19 protein-coding genes, 4 tRNA genes and 1 pseudogene are annotated in these 18,216 nt (G+C 41.9%); 12 read left to right on the top strand and 12 right to left on the bottom strand.

Features of this window, described 5'->3' with window-relative positions:
- Positions 1–4 precede the first annotated feature (4 nt).
- The 5 genes from rutB to ACWM1W_RS05005 all read right to left on the bottom strand — a co-directional run bounded on the left by rutB (position 5) and on the right by ACWM1W_RS05005 (position 4,653).
- The gene (gene rutB, locus ACWM1W_RS05025; RefSeq protein WP_375725988.1) at positions 5–766 is read right to left on the bottom strand and encodes a pyrimidine utilization protein B; all 762 of its coding nucleotides are present in this window, start codon (positions 764–766) and stop codon (positions 5–7) included.
- Complete coding sequence (gene rutA, locus ACWM1W_RS05020; protein WP_208462039.1) at positions 763–1,869, bottom strand: pyrimidine utilization protein A; 1,107 nt, start codon at positions 1,867–1,869, stop codon at positions 763–765. The genes rutB and rutA overlap by 4 nt, the downstream gene beginning before the upstream one ends.
- A gap of 336 nt (positions 1,870–2,205) precedes the next feature.
- Complete coding sequence (gene rutD / locus ACWM1W_RS05015; RefSeq protein WP_208462034.1) at positions 2,206–2,997, bottom strand: pyrimidine utilization protein D; 792 nt, start codon at positions 2,995–2,997, stop codon at positions 2,206–2,208.
- 80 nt (positions 2,998–3,077) lie between these two features.
- The gene (locus ACWM1W_RS05010) at positions 3,078–3,335 is read right to left on the bottom strand and encodes a hypothetical protein (RefSeq protein WP_208462032.1); all 258 of its coding nucleotides are present in this window, start codon (positions 3,333–3,335) and stop codon (positions 3,078–3,080) included.
- A 136-nt stretch (positions 3,336–3,471) separates the two neighbouring features.
- A complete protein-coding gene (locus ACWM1W_RS05005; RefSeq protein WP_375725989.1) occupies positions 3,472–4,653 on the bottom strand; it encodes a S1C family serine protease in 1,182 nt (393 codons plus the stop codon).
- A 170-nt stretch (positions 4,654–4,823) separates the two neighbouring features.
- Between ACWM1W_RS05005 and ACWM1W_RS05000 the strand changes: the two genes are divergently transcribed.
- The 7 genes from ACWM1W_RS05000 to ACWM1W_RS04970 all read left to right on the top strand — a co-directional run bounded on the left by ACWM1W_RS05000 (position 4,824) and on the right by ACWM1W_RS04970 (position 7,608).
- Positions 4,824–5,582 (top strand): Nif3-like dinuclear metal center hexameric protein, encoded by a 759-nt coding sequence (locus tag ACWM1W_RS05000; RefSeq protein WP_208462030.1) that lies wholly within the window; start codon positions 4,824–4,826, stop codon positions 5,580–5,582.
- Positions 5,583–5,734: 152 nt separating this feature from the next.
- A complete protein-coding gene (locus tag ACWM1W_RS04995) occupies positions 5,735–6,361 on the top strand; it encodes a superoxide dismutase (protein WP_005234867.1) in 627 nt (208 codons plus the stop codon).
- A gap of 147 nt (positions 6,362–6,508) precedes the next feature.
- Positions 6,509–6,584: transfer RNA gene (locus ACWM1W_RS04990), tRNA-Asn, on the top strand.
- A gap of 6 nt (positions 6,585–6,590) precedes the next feature.
- Positions 6,591–6,666: transfer RNA gene (locus ACWM1W_RS04985), tRNA-Asn, on the top strand.
- A gap of 278 nt (positions 6,667–6,944) precedes the next feature.
- Positions 6,945–7,020: transfer RNA gene (locus ACWM1W_RS04980), tRNA-Asn, on the top strand.
- A gap of 6 nt (positions 7,021–7,026) precedes the next feature.
- Positions 7,027–7,102 (top strand) — tRNA-Asn (locus tag ACWM1W_RS04975).
- Between the two features lie 62 nt (positions 7,103–7,164).
- Positions 7,165–7,608, top strand: coding sequence for a DUF2726 domain-containing protein (locus ACWM1W_RS04970; protein WP_214001408.1), 444 nt, complete (start codon positions 7,165–7,167; stop codon positions 7,606–7,608).
- Between the two features lie 5 nt (positions 7,609–7,613).
- Here the strand turns inward: ACWM1W_RS04970 and ACWM1W_RS04965 are convergent, their stop codons facing one another.
- From ACWM1W_RS04965 to glnA, 6 genes are all read right to left on the bottom strand, one after another.
- Positions 7,614–7,874, bottom strand: coding sequence for a hypothetical protein (locus ACWM1W_RS04965; protein WP_208462025.1), 261 nt, complete (start codon positions 7,872–7,874; stop codon positions 7,614–7,616).
- Positions 7,875–7,985: 111 nt separating this feature from the next.
- Positions 7,986–9,236, bottom strand: a complete 1,251-nt coding sequence (locus tag ACWM1W_RS04960) for an alpha/beta hydrolase family protein (protein WP_208462022.1) — start codon at positions 9,234–9,236, stop codon at positions 7,986–7,988.
- A 106-nt stretch (positions 9,237–9,342) separates the two neighbouring features.
- Complete coding sequence (gene ubiA / locus ACWM1W_RS04955) at positions 9,343–10,221, bottom strand: 4-hydroxybenzoate octaprenyltransferase (RefSeq protein ID WP_175967241.1); 879 nt, start codon at positions 10,219–10,221, stop codon at positions 9,343–9,345.
- Positions 10,222–10,227: 6 nt separating this feature from the next.
- Positions 10,228–10,686 (bottom strand): chorismate--pyruvate lyase family protein, encoded by a 459-nt coding sequence (locus ACWM1W_RS04950; RefSeq protein ID WP_208462063.1) that lies wholly within the window; start codon positions 10,684–10,686, stop codon positions 10,228–10,230.
- A 55-nt stretch (positions 10,687–10,741) separates the two neighbouring features.
- A complete protein-coding gene (locus ACWM1W_RS04945) occupies positions 10,742–11,017 on the bottom strand; it encodes a hypothetical protein (RefSeq protein WP_180004239.1) in 276 nt (91 codons plus the stop codon).
- Positions 11,018–11,102: 85 nt separating this feature from the next.
- A complete protein-coding gene (gene glnA, locus ACWM1W_RS04940) occupies positions 11,103–12,518 on the bottom strand; it encodes a type I glutamate--ammonia ligase (protein WP_171064793.1) in 1,416 nt (471 codons plus the stop codon).
- Positions 12,519–13,210: 692 nt separating this feature from the next.
- On the opposite strand from glnA, the gene ACWM1W_RS04935 reads away from it, so the two are divergent.
- From ACWM1W_RS04935 to trpC, 4 genes are all read left to right on the top strand, one after another.
- Complete coding sequence (locus ACWM1W_RS04935; RefSeq protein WP_261634917.1) at positions 13,211–13,957, top strand: IS5 family transposase; 747 nt, start codon at positions 13,211–13,213, stop codon at positions 13,955–13,957.
- A gap of 332 nt (positions 13,958–14,289) precedes the next feature.
- Positions 14,290–14,874 (top strand): anthranilate synthase component II, encoded by a 585-nt coding sequence (locus ACWM1W_RS04930; protein ID WP_034171526.1) that lies wholly within the window; start codon positions 14,290–14,292, stop codon positions 14,872–14,874.
- A 17-nt stretch (positions 14,875–14,891) separates the two neighbouring features.
- The gene (gene trpD, locus ACWM1W_RS04925; protein WP_214001410.1) at positions 14,892–15,938 is read left to right on the top strand and encodes an anthranilate phosphoribosyltransferase; all 1,047 of its coding nucleotides are present in this window, start codon (positions 14,892–14,894) and stop codon (positions 15,936–15,938) included.
- Positions 15,939–15,958: 20 nt separating this feature from the next.
- A complete protein-coding gene (trpC, locus tag ACWM1W_RS04920; RefSeq protein WP_214001411.1) occupies positions 15,959–16,765 on the top strand; it encodes an indole-3-glycerol phosphate synthase TrpC in 807 nt (268 codons plus the stop codon).
- Between the two features lie 65 nt (positions 16,766–16,830).
- Here trpC and ACWM1W_RS04915 read toward each other — a convergent pair.
- Positions 16,831–17,270 (bottom strand): annotated as a pseudogene (locus ACWM1W_RS04915) (GFA family protein).
- A gap of 251 nt (positions 17,271–17,521) precedes the next feature.
- Between ACWM1W_RS04915 and ACWM1W_RS04910 the strand changes: the two are divergent.
- Positions 17,522–18,205: a Smr/MutS family protein gene (locus tag ACWM1W_RS04910; protein ID WP_214001412.1), complete on the top strand. Its 684-nt coding sequence runs from the start codon at positions 17,522–17,524 to the stop codon at positions 18,203–18,205.
- The last annotated feature ends 11 nt before the right edge of the window (positions 18,206–18,216 follow it).

Here is an 18,216-nt window from a genome sequence, read left to right as displayed (position 1 = left end):
TTCTTTATGCGCTTACAGCTAATTTAGTTTCTTTTAGTGACTCACTTTCTTTTTGAAAGGTCTCGACAAAATTTGCAGTATCTGACACCCAGCCAAAAAAGGTCTTGATGTTATACAGACTGGCTTCATGCGCTTCGACAGGACCTGCCTGATGGCAGGCATCGGCAAGTGCGACACCAAAATATTCCAGAAAGAAGCCGTCACGTAAGGTCGATTCCACACAAACATTGGTCGCAATTCCCACAAAGACCAGATTGCGAATACCACGCACACGCAACATGCTATCCAGCGCGGTATTAAAGAAACCGCTATAACGTGGCTTTTCAATGACCAGGTCCTGTGGCAATGGCTTTAACTCATCAATCAGTTCAAAATCCCAATCGCCTTTTGCTAATAATTTCCCGTGTAATTCAGGACGCTTACGCATGGTCTTTAGGGCATTTGATTTATGAAAATTTGGAGAATCGGTTCCACCCGCTTCCTTATATTCTGCATCCCAGCCATTTTTGAAATAAATCACCTGAATACCGGCTGCATGCGCTGCATCAACTGCCTTTTTAATATTTTCAACCACTGGCTTGGTTTTCGAGACATCAAAGCCCGCCAGATCCAGATAGCCACCCTGCGAGGTATAGGCATTTTGCATATCAATCACAATCAAGGCTGTCTGTTCTGGTGCAAGACGAATCGCTTCGGGTTCAGCTTTAAGCGTTTTTCCTGTGCCGAGTTTTTCAGTAAAACCGGCTGTTACGACTGATTCACTCATGCGCTTTTCTCCAGAACCGGTGCTGCCTCTTCAATAACAATATGATTACGACATTTCATGAGTGGCTGGATTTTTTGACCGAAATCTTCAACTCCTTGAATAAAATCATCAAAAGTCAGTAACACACCTTCAGTGCCCTTGATTTCACCAATTTCATCCAACATTCGTGCCACATTTTCATAAGAACCTACCAGCGTACCCATATTGATATTGACTGGAGATACACTAGAAGCCATTTGACGGATATTGGTATCTGTACCCGAGGTGGTGTCTTTACCGCCCTGATTCATGAGCCAGTTAATCGCTTCCATATCGGCGCCATCGTTATAGTGCTGCCATTTTGCTTGCGCTTCTTCATCGGTCTCAGCTGCAATCACCATAAACAGCACATAAGTCTGTACATCACGGCCAGTCACATCTGTTTTTTCTTTGAGGCGGTCATTAATTTCTGCATAAGCTGTTGGAGTATTCAAGCCTTTACCAAATACAAAGTTGTAGTCGGCATATTGTGCAGAAAACTCTAAACCTGCATCAGACTGACCTGCACAGATAATTTTCATATCCGCTTGTGGACGTGGGCTCACACGACAGTCTTCCATCTGGAAATGTTCACCTTTAAAGTCTGATTTACCAGTCGCCCAAAGTTCACGCAGAATCTGTACATACTCAGACAGATATTCATAGCGTTTACCAAAATAGTCATTACCTGGCCACATACCCATTTGGGTATATTCAGGTGGTTGCCAGCCGGTCACGACATTCAGACCAAAACGGCCATTTGAAATCGAATCAATGGTTGATGCCATGCGCGCGACAATTGCGGGTGGCATCACCAGAGTTGCGGCAGTTGCGAAAATTTTAATTTTACTGGTCACAGCAGCAAGACCTGCCATCAGGGTAAATGTTTCCAGGTTATGTTCCCAGAATTCAGTCTTGCCGCCAAAGCCACGCAGCTTGATCATAGAAAGTGCGAAATCGAAACCATAGTGCTCAGCGCGCTGTACGATTTGTTTATTTAACTCAAAAGTCGGCATGTACTGCGGTGCATTTTCAGAGAGTAACCAGCCATTATTTCCGATTGGACAGAAGACACCTATTTTCATTTTCACACCTCATCATTTTTAACACTTATTCAAAATTCTAATTCCACTTCGGGAATTTTATTTACAAGATAAACATTGCAAAGCGTATGCCAACTATTTTTATTTATTGTTTATCAAATACTTAATATTTTATTTTTTGAATTTTTAGTAAAATATCTATTTTTACCTATGAGTCAATTTTGAACATACTGTTTCATTCAAGTGCACTCCTAGCAATTTGTGCATTTGCAGTTCATGCATCAATTCGAAGTAAAAACCATGCTGATGCTACAAAAATGATTGATTAGAAAAAATAAAAAACCAGACAGGAGGTCTGGCTTTTAAAAAATCTTCAAACTAAGTGGAAATCAGGAAGGAAAGGATCAGCTGATTGACCTGATCCGTTTCGGTCACGGTAGATGCATGTGCACCTGTATCAAGCAAACTGAAGTAACTATGCGGCAGGCATTGTTGTAATTGCTGTGACCGTTGATAAGGCACCAGAAAATCATCCTGATTAGCAAGCAGATGCACAGGAATATCCTTGAGTGCCTGTTGATGCTCTGTGTTCAGTTTAAAAGCCTGCACGGCTTGTAGGCGGGCCAGAACATTTTGGATCGGTGGAAAGTCTAAGAGCTGCCTATTTTCTGCTTCAGTTAACTGATCAATATGTATCGAGATCCAGTGCGGCGGATAAAGAAATAAAGCCTGTGCCCGCACATAAGCCTCTGGTCCGCTATTCACTAATAAGGAAGTTCGTGCCTCGAAACATTTCTGAGTATGAGCATCCAGCTCTCCCCAGGCATTTAACATGGTCAGACTGAGCAGCTTAAACTTTCTTTCAGCCTGATAGGTTACTAGTTGCATGCCGATATGTCCGCCCAATGCATGCCCGATGAAATGAAACTCTCGAATGCCATCATTGATCAATAACTCCAGAATCTGACCGGCCATATGGTCGATCGAATAAGACATGGGCAATAGCTCAGAATCTGAATGACAGCCTTCCTGATCATAAGTGACTACATGAAAATGCTGCTGTAAAACTCTAATTTGAGGATTCCAGAAACTGGCATGCCCGCCCAGTCCGGATGAAAGCACCACATAAGGTGCATCTGCCTGTGCTGCAGGATGAATAAATAAAGACATAAATTTCTCATAGTTTCGTTATGAGGTAAATGCAGCAAAATATATGCCTAAACAGGATTTTTTTTGAACAATTGATAAAATTATAGCCAGTAGACATTAAAGCTATAATAAAACTCCTGCACTTCAAAGCGCACGTTATAACCGAGCTCAGTCAGCTCTGCCGAAAGACCCCGAATTTCTTCTAGAGGCAAATGTTTAGGAAAGACTGTTAGCACAGCGGTATTGCCCAGTCGGGCATTATCTTCAATCAGTTGAGCCAAGCGAGGCTTGTACATTTCAATATTTAAATTAGCCACGTTCGATAACATTTTGGCCTGATCTGCAGTCATAAAACTCATTGTTCTTTACTCTTTTTGATTTTTATTCAATGAAGTTAAATGATTTAATTCACATAAAATATTTTTGTTTTGTATCTAAAGCAAATCAATCGTGCATAAAAAAATCCCTCACATGGAGGGATTTTCTTAGAAAAAATTACTGACCTGGTAAAGGAATATATTGCGAAGAACTGCTTTGCGTTTTACGTTCACTAATCACCACATCTAGTGTCATGGCTTTTCCAGCGCGTTCTACTTCAATCTGAACAGTACTGTTTGGTGCCTGTAAAGCGACAAAATTAATCAGATGTGAGGCAGAAGTAATCACTTCATTATTCACTTTGATAATTTTATCACCACGCTGGATACCCGCTTTTGCTGCTGGTCCATTTTCCAGCACTTCAGCGACCACTACACCTGATTCTTTAGGTTGCAGTACATCATTACGTTCTGTCGGCAACAGACTGATACCCAGCCAGCCACGAACAACACGGCCATCTTTCAGGATTGCATTCATCACCTGTTGACAGATTTTAGCGGGAATCGCAAAACCAATCCCCAGTGAGCCACCTGTTTGCGAGAAGATTGCTGTATTCACTCCGATCAGGTTACCGGCAACATCAATCAATGCACCACCCGAGTTGCCCGGGTTAATTGCAGCATCTGTCTGAATAAAGTCTTCATAAGTATTGATGCCCAGATCAGAACGGCCTGTCGCAGAAATAATCCCCTGAGTCACGGTTTGACCGACACCAAACGGGTTACCAATTGCCAGAACAACATCACCGACTTCATTGCCACTCAGCTTAAATGGCAAAACTGGTAATTGTTCAAGTTCGATCTTGATTACAGCCAAATCCGTATCCGGGTCTGTACCTATAACTTTAGCTTCAGCACGGCGTCCATCATGCAAGGCCACTACAATCTGGTCTGCTTGTGCAATCACGTGATTATTGGTCAGGATATAACCATCAGGACGAACTATCACGCCTGAACCTAAACTGTTTTCATTTGGACTTTGACCAAACTGGTCTGGTAACTGATCACCGAAAAATTCACGGAAGACTGGATCTGTCAGTAAAGGATGCGCCTGCTGTTTTACTTTTTGTGTGGTAAAGATATTTACCACCGCAGGTGCTGCGACTTTCACTGCGGCACTATAGGAGACAACGCCTCCAGAACGCGAAGTATCGATCAACGGTTCTACTTTTTCAGCAGGCATTTTTACGCCATCCGGCGCAATCGGTGATTTAGGTTTCTGCAGCTGCTGCCACCCCAAAAAACCGATAATGACTAAAATCAGTAACACCCAAGGTAACCATGTAAAGGTACGGCGCACTTTGCTATCCTCTAAAATATTTTAATTCGTTGATGACTAAGTAATTTGTATCCTATTCTAATGCCAAATACATAACTAAACACAAAAAAATCCACAGAGATTTGTGCTGCTTTAGTTACAATTGGACATATGAATAAGAATTGGCAAGTTCATAAACTGACAGGAATTTTATGGCGAATTTAAACGATATTATCCGCTGGTGCGATCAGACTTTGGCATCTTCCGAATTTAAGGACTATGCACCAAATGGCTTACAGATCGAAGGCCGCGCTGAAGTCAATAAAATTTTATGTGCCGTTACTGCCTCCCAAACTGCGATCGAAGCTGCAATTAAACAAGGTGCCGATTTGTTACTGGTTCACCATGGTTATTTCTGGAAAGGTGAAGCCTACCCGATTACCGGGATGCGTGGTAAACGAATTAAAAGCCTGATCCAAAATGATATTTCGCTTGTTGGTTATCACCTGCCTTTAGATAGCCATCCAACTCTGGGAAATAATATTGCGATTGCAGACCTGTTGGAACTGGAAAACCTGGAACAGCTTGATCCGAGTGAGCGCCGTCCAATTGGGAATATTGGTTATTTAAAACAGGCCATGACGCCAGAAGGATTCAAGGCCTATGTATCAGAAAGACTGGGCTATGATGCGTTGCATTTACCTGCCGAAAAAAGCCTGATTCAAAAAGTCGGTTTATGTACTGGTGGTGCACAGGATTATATTCATAAAGCAGCGGCACAAGACTGTGATGCTTATATTTCTGGCGAAGTCAGTGAGCGTACTTTTTATGATGCTCAGGAACTGGATGTGCATTATTATGCCTGCGGCCACCACGCCACTGAAAAATATGGTGTACAACGTCTGGCTAAAGCTATTTCAGAACAATTTAATATTGAGTATAGTTATTTCGAATTAAACAATCCGATTTAATTTCGATTGGCAAGTAGATGAGTGGCTTTATCTTTAAATTTTCAGGCTTTATTCTGTATTGTTATTTATACACAGTCCCATTTTTGCCTAAGAATCTATTACAATAACGCCACTTATTGTCAAAACCCAGCAAAATGCAAGGAATTGAAAACATGACAACCATTACTTTACCACCATTACCATACGACTACGACGCTCTTGCTCCACACATCAGCAAAGAAACTTTAGAATACCACCACGACAAACACCACAATACTTATGTGGTTAACCTGAACAACCTGATCGCTGGTACTGAGCTTGAAGGCAAAACTCTAGAAGAAATCATCGAAGCAACTGCTGGTGATTCATCTAAAGCAGGTGTATTTAACAACGCTGCACAAGTATGGAACCACACATTCTACTGGAACTGCTTGACTAAAAACGGTGGCGGTAAAGCAACTGGCGCTTTGGCTGCAAAAATTGACGAAGCTTTCGGTTCTTACGAAAAATTCGCTGAAGAGTTCGCAACTGCTGCTGCAACTCAGTTCGGTTCAGGTTGGGCTTGGTTAGTTGCTGATGAAGTAAACGGTAACCTGTCTATCCTTAAAACTTCAAATGCTGACACTCCAATGGCACACGGTAAGATTGCTGTGTTGACAATCGATGTTTGGGAACACGCTTACTACATCGACTACCGTAACGCTCGTCCTAAATACATCTCTACTTTCCTAGAAAGCCTGGTGAACTGGGATTACGCAAACGCGAAATATGCTGGTCAACCTGCTGGTGTTGAGAAATAATTTTTTATTTCCAGCTTAAAAAATCACCCTTCATGGGTGATTTTTTTATTTTTAGGTCTAAGATGCATATTAAAAAAGCAAATGATTCATTTCTTTACAGGAATTGATTGACGGTCTTTGTTTTCCTGCCTAAAATGCGCATCAGATTCTCCAATAGCTCAGTCGGTAGAGCGACGGACTGTTAATCCGCAGGTCCCTGGTTCGAGCCCAGGTTGGAGAGCCAATCTATTCTCCCATAGCTCAGTCGGTAGAGCGACGGACTGTTAATCCGCAGGTCCCTGGTTCGAGCCCAGGTGGGAGAGCCAAGATTCTAAAAAAACCCACTCACTACGAAGTGGGTTTTTTTATGCCGGTATTTTTCGGATTAAATATCTATATGAGTCTTGTTTGTAGTTTTAGCGACTCGCAACCATGGCAGCGAATAATCACGCAACCCCTCTACCTTTAATCTAGGTTACATAAACATAACATTTTGAACTACAATCATTTTTGATTATTTTTAAAACACTTGATTCAGTTTTTTCAGCTTTTTTATAAAAGTGCCTTGACCCCTTTTTAAATCTCTCTATAATCGCTTGCAGATTCTCCAATAGCTCAGTCGGTAGAGCGACGGACTGTTAATCCGCAGGTCCCTGGTTCGAGCCCAGGTTGGAGAGCCAATCTATTCTCCCATAGCTCAGTCGGTAGAGCGACGGACTGTTAATCCGCAGGTCCCTGGTTCGAGCCCAGGTGGGAGAGCCAAGATTCTGAAAAACCCACTCATTGCGAAGTGGGTTTTTTTATTCTTTTCTCTTTTATGATCCGTGTTTGATTTGAGTCAGTTTATATTCTTTGTGATTGGCTGTCTGGCAAGCTTTGCCTTAATTTGCCTGCTCTTCCCTCATCTGTTTACCCGCCAGAAGAAATTCTATCCCAAGCGTGTCATTACAGCTTTCGAAAGCAAGATGTTTACTCGCCTGAAAGATGCTTTTCCGCATCATCACATTCTGGCACAGGTCGCATTTAGTGCTTTGATTACGCATGACAATATGAAAATGCGCAGCAAGTTTAACCGCAAGGTGACCGATTTTGTGATGATGGACCGGGAATATAATGTGGTGGCGATTATAGAACTGGATGACCCCACCCATATTGGCAAGGAACAGGAAGATGCGGAACGCGATGCAATGCTGATTGCTGCCGGCTATACAGTCGTCCGCTACACTGAAATTCCAACGATCCGGCAACTTCAAAGGGATTTGAGATAAATAGTTTAATGAGAGGAATTTGTTTCAGCTTCGGAAGCAGCTTGGGTTGCTTTAGCCTCCTGCTCTGCCTTTGATTTTTCAGCCGCTTCGCGCGCTTCAATCCGGGCAATCATATCTGCCTGTTGCTGCTTATATTTTTCCTGATTTTTTGCATCGCTATTAACTGCCAGAAATGCCATCATCACTAAAAAAATCGGCACACATAAAGCCAGGCTTCCAAAGATAAGCAGTTTTTTAATACTGCGGGGTTTTGTCTGTTCCGACATAACAAGCCTATACTGATAACCTATAATCCTGAGTCACTATAACAAACTTAAATGATTGCTCAAGGCCTAGCCTTACAAGGAATAGAAAAGGAGCCGAAGCTCCTTTTAGGATTAAGGACTGACAGAAATACCTGAAGGCATATAGGTATTGATGAAGGTCAGCAGCTGGGTTCTGCTTTGTACAATAGCCTCGGTATGTGATGCGTCTTGTACCGGTACAAAAGTCACTGTGGTTCCCATATCTTTCAAGCCTTGTTGTAAAGTATTTGTCACTGGATATGGAACAGCCATATCTGCAGTACCTTGAATGATCATCACAGGAACATTAATTTTTTCAGTTGCAGGCTGATTATTCTCAAGGAACTTTTCAACCGACGAATTATTCTGGAAGTTTTCTACTAATCCTGGATAGTCTACAACCGTTTTTTCCGGATTATTCACCAGATAATCATCAATATCTTGCACATATTCAGTAATCAATGGCCCTAAACAAAGTCCATTTTCTCCAGTCGTGCCTTCCGCCTTTTCAGCCACAATCCCTGCACGGCTTGAAAATATATTGCGATAGTTAAAGCCTGGTTCATAAGCTTTAATCCCGACAGCAACATAAGCCGCATAAGCCAGTAATTCTGCATAGACTGCTTTCGCAGCATTATCTTGCCCAGCCTCAACCAAAGCACTAAGCGCTTGCGGTGCTACTTCACTGATAATATAACCCAGACTTGAAGCCGGAGCTGCTGCAACTGCTGCCTTATAATTTGGATCTTCATCGGCAAACTGGGCTGTGGCAAGTGATGCGTGCCCTCCCTGGGATTGTCCCACTGAGACCCAGGCACCATTAAATCGATTTCCCTGTTGTTCCTTAAAGGCTCTTACTGCATAGATAGCCGATTGTGCCGCACTTTTTAAATTTAAATAAGGATGGATCCCTCGAGTACCTAATCCTTCATAATCGGGTGCAACAATCACATATCCCTGTGCAAGCAAGCTGCTGGCCAATCCTCTAAAATTATTATTCAGCTGGTTATTACTTGGTGCACAAGAATCACCGCTACCCACCGTGCCATGTTCCCAAACCACCACCCGCCATCCGTCTTGAGGTTGAGGTGTATTTGGATAAAACACCATGGCTGTCGCTTCAGCCCGCTCACCATTTACGTTTGGCATATTATAGCGTATGACTTGAATATCCGAAGCTTCAGGCAAGGTATCCTCATCATAAGATTGTTGACTTAAAAATACCCTTTCCTGTGGTCGGAACGAATCATTATCATCGTCATTACACGCAGTCATGAACAATGACATGGAACATACCAGTGCTAGACAGGTTTTTTTGAAACCGTTTTTCACTACATTATTCATATTCTAATCCCTTATTGTTGTTTATGATTTTCATGAAGAATCTTGAATTAAGCATAAAAAAAAGCACCCTTATAGGATGCTTTTGTTATGAATCGACAAGGTGCAGTCATAGAAGCGCGGCAAAGATTCCAAGGAAAATCATCAGCCCCACCCAACGGTTATGACGGAAAGCCCAGAAACAGCGCTGTGGGTCCTTATCTCGAGTTTTGGACCATTGATAAATAAAATCAATTGCGACGGCTAGAAGCCCCATCAGGCCAAATGGAATCAGCAAATCCTCAATCCATAATGCTGCGCCAATCAAGACCAGACTTAAAGCCTGTAAGGTACTAATGATCTGAATATCATGCTGACCAAATAAAATGGCTGTGGATTTCACACCAATTTTCAAATCATATTCACGATCAGTAATCGCATATTGCGTGTCATAGGCCACGGTCCAAGCCAGATTGCCAAAATAGAGAAGCCAACAAGTTAAATCTGGCGTCTGCCCGACGGCAGTATAGGCCATTGGAATTGACCAGGAAAATGCAGCTCCCAAAAATACCTGCGGCAAATGGGTATAGCGTTTCATAAACGGATAAATGAACGCTAAAAACAAGGCTCCAAAGGACCAGTAAAAGGTTTCAATCGGCAGGAAAAATAACAGGCAGGCACTGGCTGCGACGAGCACCAGAAAGACCATCACTGCTTCTTTAGCACTAATAATACCGGTGGCTAAGGGACGGGTTTTGGTACGCTCGACATGCGCATCCACTTTACGGTCGGCAAAGTCATTAATGGCACAGCCCGCTGCGCGCATAAAAATTACACCTAGAATCATCAGCACCAAAATACTGAGATCAGGTATTCCCTTTGCTGCGACCCATAGCGCCCACATGGTTGGCCAAAAGACCAGCTCTGTGCCAATTGGCTTATCAAAACGACAAAGATAATAATAGGCGCTCAGACGTTCACGCCAAGTAATTGCTTGTGCAGTTGCCATATCAAGTTAAGCCTGTTGATTTTTTATAAAGTGTTCAAATGCCGGTAAAAATGTTTCTTGTACGATAAATTTACAACCATGCCAAGTATAGCAGCTCTGGCGGGTCCAGCCCTCTTCCAGATAAATCACACGCCGTTCACACTGTGGATTGGTACGCTGGAATAATAGCCAGCCAATCGGCTTCGATCCAATATGCTGAAAAATCCGCGCACGTTTTTGCAAGCTTAATATCGGAAATATACTTTTTGCTTTGACCCATGGCTGCTCTTCACAGCCATATAAATAACTTTCCCGCACCCAGGACGTATGCTGATGTGGCATCTGCATCCACCGCGCATCCACAAATTCCAGACGCTGAAAATGTTCCTGCTGTGGTTCTACCCGGAACTGACCACCAGCCAGATCTGTTAACTGCTGCGTCAATGATCCTGAGGCATACAGCCACTCTCGAAGTGCTGTAGGCATCTGCTGTCTATTCGGATTTTTAAATTTTACACTCACAATGTTATCAACTTCACGATTAGGCATTATCTGTCTTGGCAATCACTTCATATTTTCCACTTGGCAGCTTTTTCAAAATCATGCCATCTGTGGTGAGATAAAAACTTTGGGGGTAGTCATAGTCCAGAGCCAGTTCAGGATGACGTAACGCCACAAACTCAACCTGTTTATAACCTTCAGGTGTACGCGCAACTTCTACATAGGTCACTTCAGAAAAATTCAGTTTAAAGCCTTTACTATGATCCTGAGGATCAATCCAGGGAAAAAAGCCGGTATGTCTTTTACGTTGTGCCATAACTTCATATCTTTGATCAATAACAGCATCATACAAAAAAACCCGCACAAAGGCGGGTTTTTTTACAGTGAAATTCAGATCAGAATTACAGGCTGTAGTACATGTCGAATTCAACTGGGTGAGTAGTCGTATTCAGACGACGTACATCTTCAGTCTTAAGTTCGATATAGGCATCAAGCATTTCTTTAGTGAACACGCCACCTTTAAGCAGGTAGTCATGATCTTCTTTAAGAGATTCAAGTGCCATTTCAAGGCTGTGCGCCACTGTAGGGATTTTCGCTTCTTCTTCAGGAGGAAGATCGTACAGGTTCTTGTCAGCAGCTTCACCTGGGTGAATCTTGTTTTGGATACCGTCGATACCCGCCATCAACAATGCAGCGAAACCTAGGTACGGGTTCATCATTGGATCAGGAAAACGTGCTTCAATACGTTTGCCTTTAGGGCTAGAAACGTAAGGAATACGGATAGAAGCTGAACGGTTACGCGCTGAGTAAGCAAGCATAATCGGTGCTTCGAAGTGAGGTACCAAACGTTTGTATGAGTTTGTAGATGGGTTAGTGATCGCATTCAATGAACGAGCATGTTTGATCACACCACCGATGAAGTACAATGCCATTTCTGAAAGGCCTGCATATTCATCACCAGCAAACAAGTTCTTGCCATCTTTAGAGATCGACATGTGCACGTGCATACCAGAACCGTTATCGCCTACCATTGGTTTAGGCATAAAGGTTGCAGTTTTAGCGTATTGATGCGCAACGTTCCAAACAGCATATTTGAACTGTTGTACTTCGTCAGCTTTACGAACCATTGTGTTGAAGCTCACACCAATTTCTAACTGGCAAGACGCAACTTCGTGGTGATGTACTTCTACACGACCTGGGCCCATGATTTCTTCAATTTTTGCACACATGTCTGCACGCATATCTTGATGAGAATCAACAGGAGGAACTGGGAAATAACCACCTTTAACACGTGGACGATGACCTGAGTTACCTGCTTCGTAATCTTTACCAGTAGACCAAGCAGCTTCTTCAGCGATCAATGTGTGGCGAGCGCCAGACATGTCGATGTCCCATTTCACTTCGTCAAATACGAAGAATTCTGGTTCTGGACCGAAGAATGCAGTATCACCGATACCTGTAGATTTCAGGTATTCTTCTGCACGGCGAGCAATCGAACGTGGGTCACGTTCATAACCTTGACCAGTTGATGGTTCGATAACGTCACAAGTCACAACAACAGTTGGCTCTGCAAAGAACGGGTCGATGAAACCTGTTTCTGCATCTGGACGTAAGATCATGTCCGATGCTTCGATGCCTTTCCAACCTGCGATTGAAGAACCGTCAAACATTTTGCCGTCTTCAAACGTATCTTCATCAATACTGTCTGCTGGATAAGTAACGTGCTGTTCTTTACCCTTGGTATCAGTAAAGCGAAAATCGACCCATTTTGCGCCACTTTCTTGTATGAGTTGAAGGACCTTGTTCGCCATGCTCATTTTGCTCCGATGTTTTTTGTTGCACTCGCAAAGTGCGTGTTAGAAGTTGGTATCTATTAAGCAATTAGCGTACCAACTTTTAAAAGTATATCTAAAATCTTGAAATCTTTATAAGAAAACATAGGAAGATAAAAATACCTTGTCGCTATTATACTGTGACTTAAACTAAATGCACTATATTCAAGCATTCTTCCTGAGATTTGTTGCAGGTATTTTTTTAGCGCACCTAAATAGTGCGATGATTTCATATTAGGTAAGAATAGGAGCACTTTTCAGTGAGGAATTGCGTTTTTATGCTAATTTAGTTTAAAAAATATTCGATTTCGTTTAATTCTGGTTAAGTTTTATCAGTTACAAAGCGTGCTCTGTAGGTTTATGTACTTAAAAAGATCACTATTTTGAGTCACTTTTATTCAAATTGTCGATCTTATCGTTTGATTTATCCCATGCATTATTATTCAAATGATGTTTTTTTCAGCATCATTAGACCTCTTGCGAAAGTATCGTTTTACCTAATTTTTGAATTGGCTAAAACCTTATAAAATGTAGCTTTGGGCTGTTTAAATTTTGACTAACGCAAGAGGTCTATTATTTTAATCATTTAAAACTTATTTAGGGTGTGTTGACACTTTTAGCTTAAAAAATAGCGAAGTAGTAAAATCAAATCGCCAAACCCAATTTTACTATTCGCTATGCCTCGTACCATGCTGACAGATCAACACTGGCAAAAGTTGAAAACTATTTTGCGTAATTTATCTATTCATCACAACTCAAACTTACGTAATTTTATTGAAGCTATTCTCTATAGAATTAGAACAGGCTGTCCGTGGCGAGATATTCCTTCCTATTTCGGTCAATCAAACTCTATTTTCAAACGTTTTAATCGTTGGTCAAGCAGCGGTAAGTTGCTTAGATTATTCAAATTATTAGCATCATGCCCCGATATGGAGTGGATTTTTATTGATGGCTCTCACGTACGTGCTCATCAACATTCTGCCGGTATAGCGAATCAATCCATTTCTAAAAGTGTAGGAGGAAACTCCTCAAAAATACATTTGATTGTTGATGCAAATGGCAATCCTGTTGATTTCATGATTACCGATGGAACCACACATGACGTCAAAGTTGCACCTGATTTAATATCAACATTAGACTTAAAAGAGACAAAAGTGGTCTGCGCAGATAAAGGCTATGATTCAGAACCACTGCGTGAACAGATCAGAAAAACAGGGACAAAAGCGAATATACCAAAGAAAATAAATAGCCAATCGAACAATGATCATATGGACTGGTATTTATATAAAATCAGGCATTTAGTTGAAAATATGTTTTGTAGATTAAAGCAATTTAGAGGAATAGCTACTCGATATGACAAGCTCAAAAGAAATTATCAAAGTTCTGTTGCCTTAGCCTGTATATTTTTATGGCTACCTTTATAGGTTTAATTATGAACAGTAAATGTCAACAGACCCTATTTTTAATTTAAAAAAATAATAACTGCAATATTTATTTAAACTTACTTTTCGTCAGTTAATTACTTATACGCACATTTAAAATGCCTAAAAGGCTGTGAGCTAATCACCAGCCTGAAAATTGAAAAATTATTGCGCCCGATGTGGCTATTTTTTGCTATGATGAGGGGTGCTTTATTTTCACACAATGAAATCAACGATTTAGTCGTGTATTCCCTAGACTTGCAACAAGTCCCGATAAAGCTCAATCTGGATCACTTTAGCACAGTTAAGTGCAATAATTTCAATAGGTTAAGCTCATGCTTCTAATGATCGACAACTATGACTCCTTTACTTATAACATCGTCCAGTATTTTGGCGAACTGAATCAAGAAGTAAAAGTAGTCCGCAATGATGCCGTGACATTGGAGGATATTGAGCGATGGCAACCCAAGTATCTGGTGATTGGCCCTGGTCCATGTTCGCCAAGTGAAGCTGGAATTTCGATTCCTGCCATTCAGCATTTTGGTGGCAAGATTCCCCTGCTCGGTGTTTGTCTGGGGCATCAAAGTATTGGTCAGGCTTTTGGTGGCGATATTATTCGTGCCAAACGCGTCATGCATGGGCGTTTGTCTGATATGTATCACAGTGATAAAGGTATTTTCAGCAATCTGCCAAATCCTTTTTCTGCGACGCGTTACCACTCGCTGGTGATTGATCAGGCCACTTTGCCAGAATGCCTGGAAGTGACCTGCTGGACCAATGAAGAAGATGGCTCTATGGAAGAGATCATGGGGGTTAAACATAAGACACTACCGATTGAAGGTGTGCAGTTCCATCCGGAATCAATCCTGAGCCAGCATGGTCATCAGATATTTAAAAACTTTCTTGAAATTTACGCATAATGGGTAAAACGCAAGTCATGAATATTCAACAAGCTTTAAGCAATATTACTAAAAACATTCACCTGACTCAGGAACAAATGGAAGACGTGATGCACACCATTATGTCTGGCGAAGCAACCGATGCCCAGATTGGTGCTCTGCTCATGGGTCTACGCCTGAAAGGTGAAAGTATTGACGAGATTACCGCTGCAGCACGTGTCATGCGTGAACTCGCAACCAAAATCGATGTCAGTGATGTCCCTCATCTGGTGGATATCGTCGGTACAGGCGGTGATGGACAAAACCTGTTTAATGTATCTACCGCTTCAGCCTTTGTAATTGCAGCAGCTGGTGCAACCATTGCCAAACATGGTAACCGTGGTGTTTCTACCAAATCAGGCTCTTCTGACCTACTGGAACAGGCAGGCATTAATCTTGATTTGAATATGCAGCAAACCGAACGCTGTATCCGTGATATTGGGGTTGGCTTCCTGTTCGCGCCTAACCATCACAAAGCCATGAAATATGCGATTGGTCCACGTAAAGAACTGGGTATTCGTAGTATTTTCAACCTGCTCGGCCCGCTTACGAATCCGGCCGGTGTAAAACGTTTGGTCATCGGCGTATTTTCTAATGAACTTTGCCGTCCAATTGCAGAAGTGATGAAACAGCTCGGTGCTGAACATGTGATGGTCGTACATTCACGTGATGGTTTAGATGAAATCAGTCTGGCTTCTTCTACCCATGTGGCTGAGCTGAAAAACGGTGAAATCACTGAATGGGAAATCATTCCTGAACAGGTCGATATTGAATCGCAAACCTTAACTGGTTTAATTATTGAAAGCTCAGCAGAAAGTCTGGCTCTGATTAAAGATGCCTTAGGCAAAATGAAATCTGAGATCGGTCATAAGGCTGCTAATATGATTGCCCTAAATGCCGGTGCTGGTATTTATGTATCAGGCCTGACTTCAAGCTATAAGCAAGGTGTGGCATTGGCACACGATATTATTTATGGTGGCCAGGCACTGGAAAAAATGAGCGTGCTGTCTGAATTCACCAAAACCATCAAACAATATGAAGCTTAATACGGTCAGGAATTTGAATCATGGTTGATATTGCAAATACAATTTTGGGTAAAATTGTTAATCGTAAGAAAGAAGAGTTCGCTCTTCGTTTGAAGCAGAAAAGCTATAAGGATATCGAAGAACTGGCACAAGGTGGGACACCAGTCCGTGGCTTTGCCCAATCCTTAATGTCTAAACGCCCAGGTGTAATCGCTGAAATTAAAAAGGCTTCTCCGTCCAAAGGCGTGATTCGTGAAAACTTCAATCCTGCAGAAATTGCGGCGCAATATCAGGATGCCGGCGCTGCCTGTTTATCTGTACTAACTGATGTGGATTTTTTTCAGGGTGCTGATGAAAATATTCAGATCGCCCGTTCGCACTGTGACTTGCCTGCGTTGCGTAAAGACTTCCTGATCGATCCTTATGGCGTGATTGAAGCGCGTGCACTACATGCAGACTGTATCTTGCTGATCGTGGCCTGTCTGTCTGATCAGCAGTTAGAGGAAATGTCTAAAACCGCATTTGAGCATAATCTGGATGTACTGGTTGAAGTGCATGATGAAGAAGAATTAGGACGTGCTTTAAAACTTTCTGATCGTTGTCTGCTGGGTGTGAATAACCGTAATTTAAAAACTTTTGATGTCGACCTGAATACATCATTACGTCTGAAAAAACTACTGGATCCTTCACGCCTGCTGGTCACTGAAAGCGGTATCGCAACCCCTGCTGATGTTGCGATGATGCAGGAACATGATATTCATGCTTTCCTGGTCGGTGAAAGTTTCATGAAACAGCCACGCCCAGATCATGCTTTCCGTGATTTATTCGGTGAGCCTGAATCGGTTTAAAATATTAAGTATAAAAAAGCCCCATCTCAGCATGGGGCTTTTTTTATTTCCATTAACCAATTCATTTAATACTGAGTTGAATGATCAAAATAAGAGATTAATTTTTCAAATTCTGGAAGTTCAGAATAGTACTCATCCGCCTTGATTTCATCTGCCCAATCTACTTTAGAGTTCAGACAAAAACTCAGTCCGTGCTGAATTTTGGGTACTTGATCCAGAAGCCCTAAAGGAATTCAGATCAATGCAATTGTACCTACCTGATTCGGTACAGGCGAGCCACAGTGTTGACAAAAATAAGAACGAAATCCGGTCTCTTTTTGATAACAGGAAATTGAAGCGTGTCCTGAGGTCCTTTCAAAATATTGCTGATGAACTAAAGTTGTGCATTCGCGGCCGTACCACTCTGTTTACGACATAAACTGCAGTGACAATGATACATGGTCTGAATATTCGTATTTATTTTGAACTGGACATTGCCACACAAACAACTGCCTGAATAACTCATTTTTTATTTCCAGGTTTGATTGATTTATATTCAAAAAGAGATGTTCCATCGAAACAACTATTAAAATGATAAAAAGAGAAGATTCATGAATTATTTTCTATTTAAAGTTCATTAAGCTATTCAATATTAGAAAACAACCCAGAAATTAAAGCTGGGTTTAGGATATGTTGTATTTAGTGCAATTCATTTCTCCTTTCAGTCATTTAAGACTATAATTTAATAGAATTCAGTATCTCCCCCGTTTCCAGATTATGAGCAAACACGATTCTTCGCTTTCTAAAGATCAGTACAATTTACTGAAAGATCTTAAAAAGCAAATTAGTCATCCTCAGCCTAAGGCTGAACCTGTTGCCCCTGTCGTGAAAACAGCGGAGCAGGAACAGGCGGAAGACCTCGATCTATTTCGCAAGCAGATGCAAGGCGTACAAAAAATTGATGCCAGCAATATTGCGAAAATTGAAAAATCTCCCAAGAAAAAGGTCGATGCACAAACTCTGGCCAAGCGTGCGGCTGCCGAAGGTCCCATGCATACCGATGAAACCGTGCTGTCTGATACTCAAGCTATGCTCAATCCGGTTGGCAGTCAGGCGAGCTTAAGCTACCGCATTGCGACCTTGCAGCATAAGGTTTTTGAAGATCTGAAAGCGGGAAATCTGCGTTGGTTCGAAGCTGTCGACCTGCATGGTTGTACGGTCGAAGAAGCACGTCAGGCTGTGCTTCAGATTATCCAGATCGCCAAAGATGAAAACCAGAACGTGATCAAGATTGTACATGGCAAAGGGCCTGAAGCGATCTTAAAAACTTATGTCAACGGCTGGTTACGTCAGCACCGTGATGTTCTGGCCTTTGTCAGTGCTCCTGAAAAACAGGGTGGCACTGGTGCAGTTTTAGTTTTGCTAAAACGTGCAGAAAAAAATCCAAAGTTTAAACAGTAAGCGGATTTACC

The sequence above is a fragment of the Acinetobacter sp. TW_SC_4 genome, from assembly GCF_054861205.1.
The sequence above is the reverse complement of the archived record's forward strand: the minus strand, read 5'-3'. Positions and strand labels throughout refer to the sequence as shown.

Coding starts and splice junctions, on each gene's coding strand:
- ACWM1W_RS05000 (WP_208462030.1), top strand. CDS start 4,824: ATGGCGAATTTAAACGATATTATCCGCTGGTGCGATCAGACTTTGGCA.
- ACWM1W_RS04935 (WP_261634917.1), top strand. CDS start 13,211: ATGCCTCGTACCATGCTGACAGATCAACACTGGCAAAAGTTGAAAACT.
- ACWM1W_RS04910 (WP_214001412.1), top strand. CDS start 17,522: ATGAGCAAACACGATTCTTCGCTTTCTAAAGATCAGTACAATTTACTG.
- trpC (WP_214001411.1), top strand. CDS start 15,959: ATGGTTGATATTGCAAATACAATTTTGGGTAAAATTGTTAATCGTAAG.
- ACWM1W_RS04960 (WP_208462022.1), bottom strand. CDS start 9,236: ATGAATAATGTAGTGAAAAACGGTTTCAAAAAAACCTGTCTAGCACTG.
- trpD (WP_214001410.1), top strand. CDS start 14,892: ATGAATATTCAACAAGCTTTAAGCAATATTACTAAAAACATTCACCTG.
- rutB (WP_375725988.1), bottom strand. CDS start 766: ATGAGTGAATCAGTCGTAACAGCCGGTTTTACTGAAAAACTCGGCACA.
- rutA (WP_208462039.1), bottom strand. CDS start 1,869: ATGAAAATAGGTGTCTTCTGTCCAATCGGAAATAATGGCTGGTTACTC.
- glnA (WP_171064793.1), bottom strand. CDS start 12,518: ATGAGCATGGCGAACAAGGTCCTTCAACTCATACAAGAAAGTGGCGCA.
- ACWM1W_RS04930 (WP_034171526.1), top strand. CDS start 14,290: ATGCTTCTAATGATCGACAACTATGACTCCTTTACTTATAACATCGTC.
- ACWM1W_RS05010 (WP_208462032.1), bottom strand. CDS start 3,335: ATGAGTTTTATGACTGCAGATCAGGCCAAAATGTTATCGAACGTGGCT.
- ACWM1W_RS04965 (WP_208462025.1), bottom strand. CDS start 7,874: ATGTCGGAACAGACAAAACCCCGCAGTATTAAAAAACTGCTTATCTTT.
- ACWM1W_RS04995 (WP_005234867.1), top strand. CDS start 5,735: ATGACAACCATTACTTTACCACCATTACCATACGACTACGACGCTCTT.
- rutD (WP_208462034.1), bottom strand. CDS start 2,997: ATGTCTTTATTTATTCATCCTGCAGCACAGGCAGATGCACCTTATGTG.
- ubiA (WP_175967241.1), bottom strand. CDS start 10,221: ATGGCAACTGCACAAGCAATTACTTGGCGTGAACGTCTGAGCGCCTAT.
- ACWM1W_RS04950 (WP_208462063.1), bottom strand. CDS start 10,686: ATGCCTACAGCACTTCGAGAGTGGCTGTATGCCTCAGGATCATTGACG.
- ACWM1W_RS04945 (WP_180004239.1), bottom strand. CDS start 11,017: ATGGCACAACGTAAAAGACATACCGGCTTTTTTCCCTGGATTGATCCT.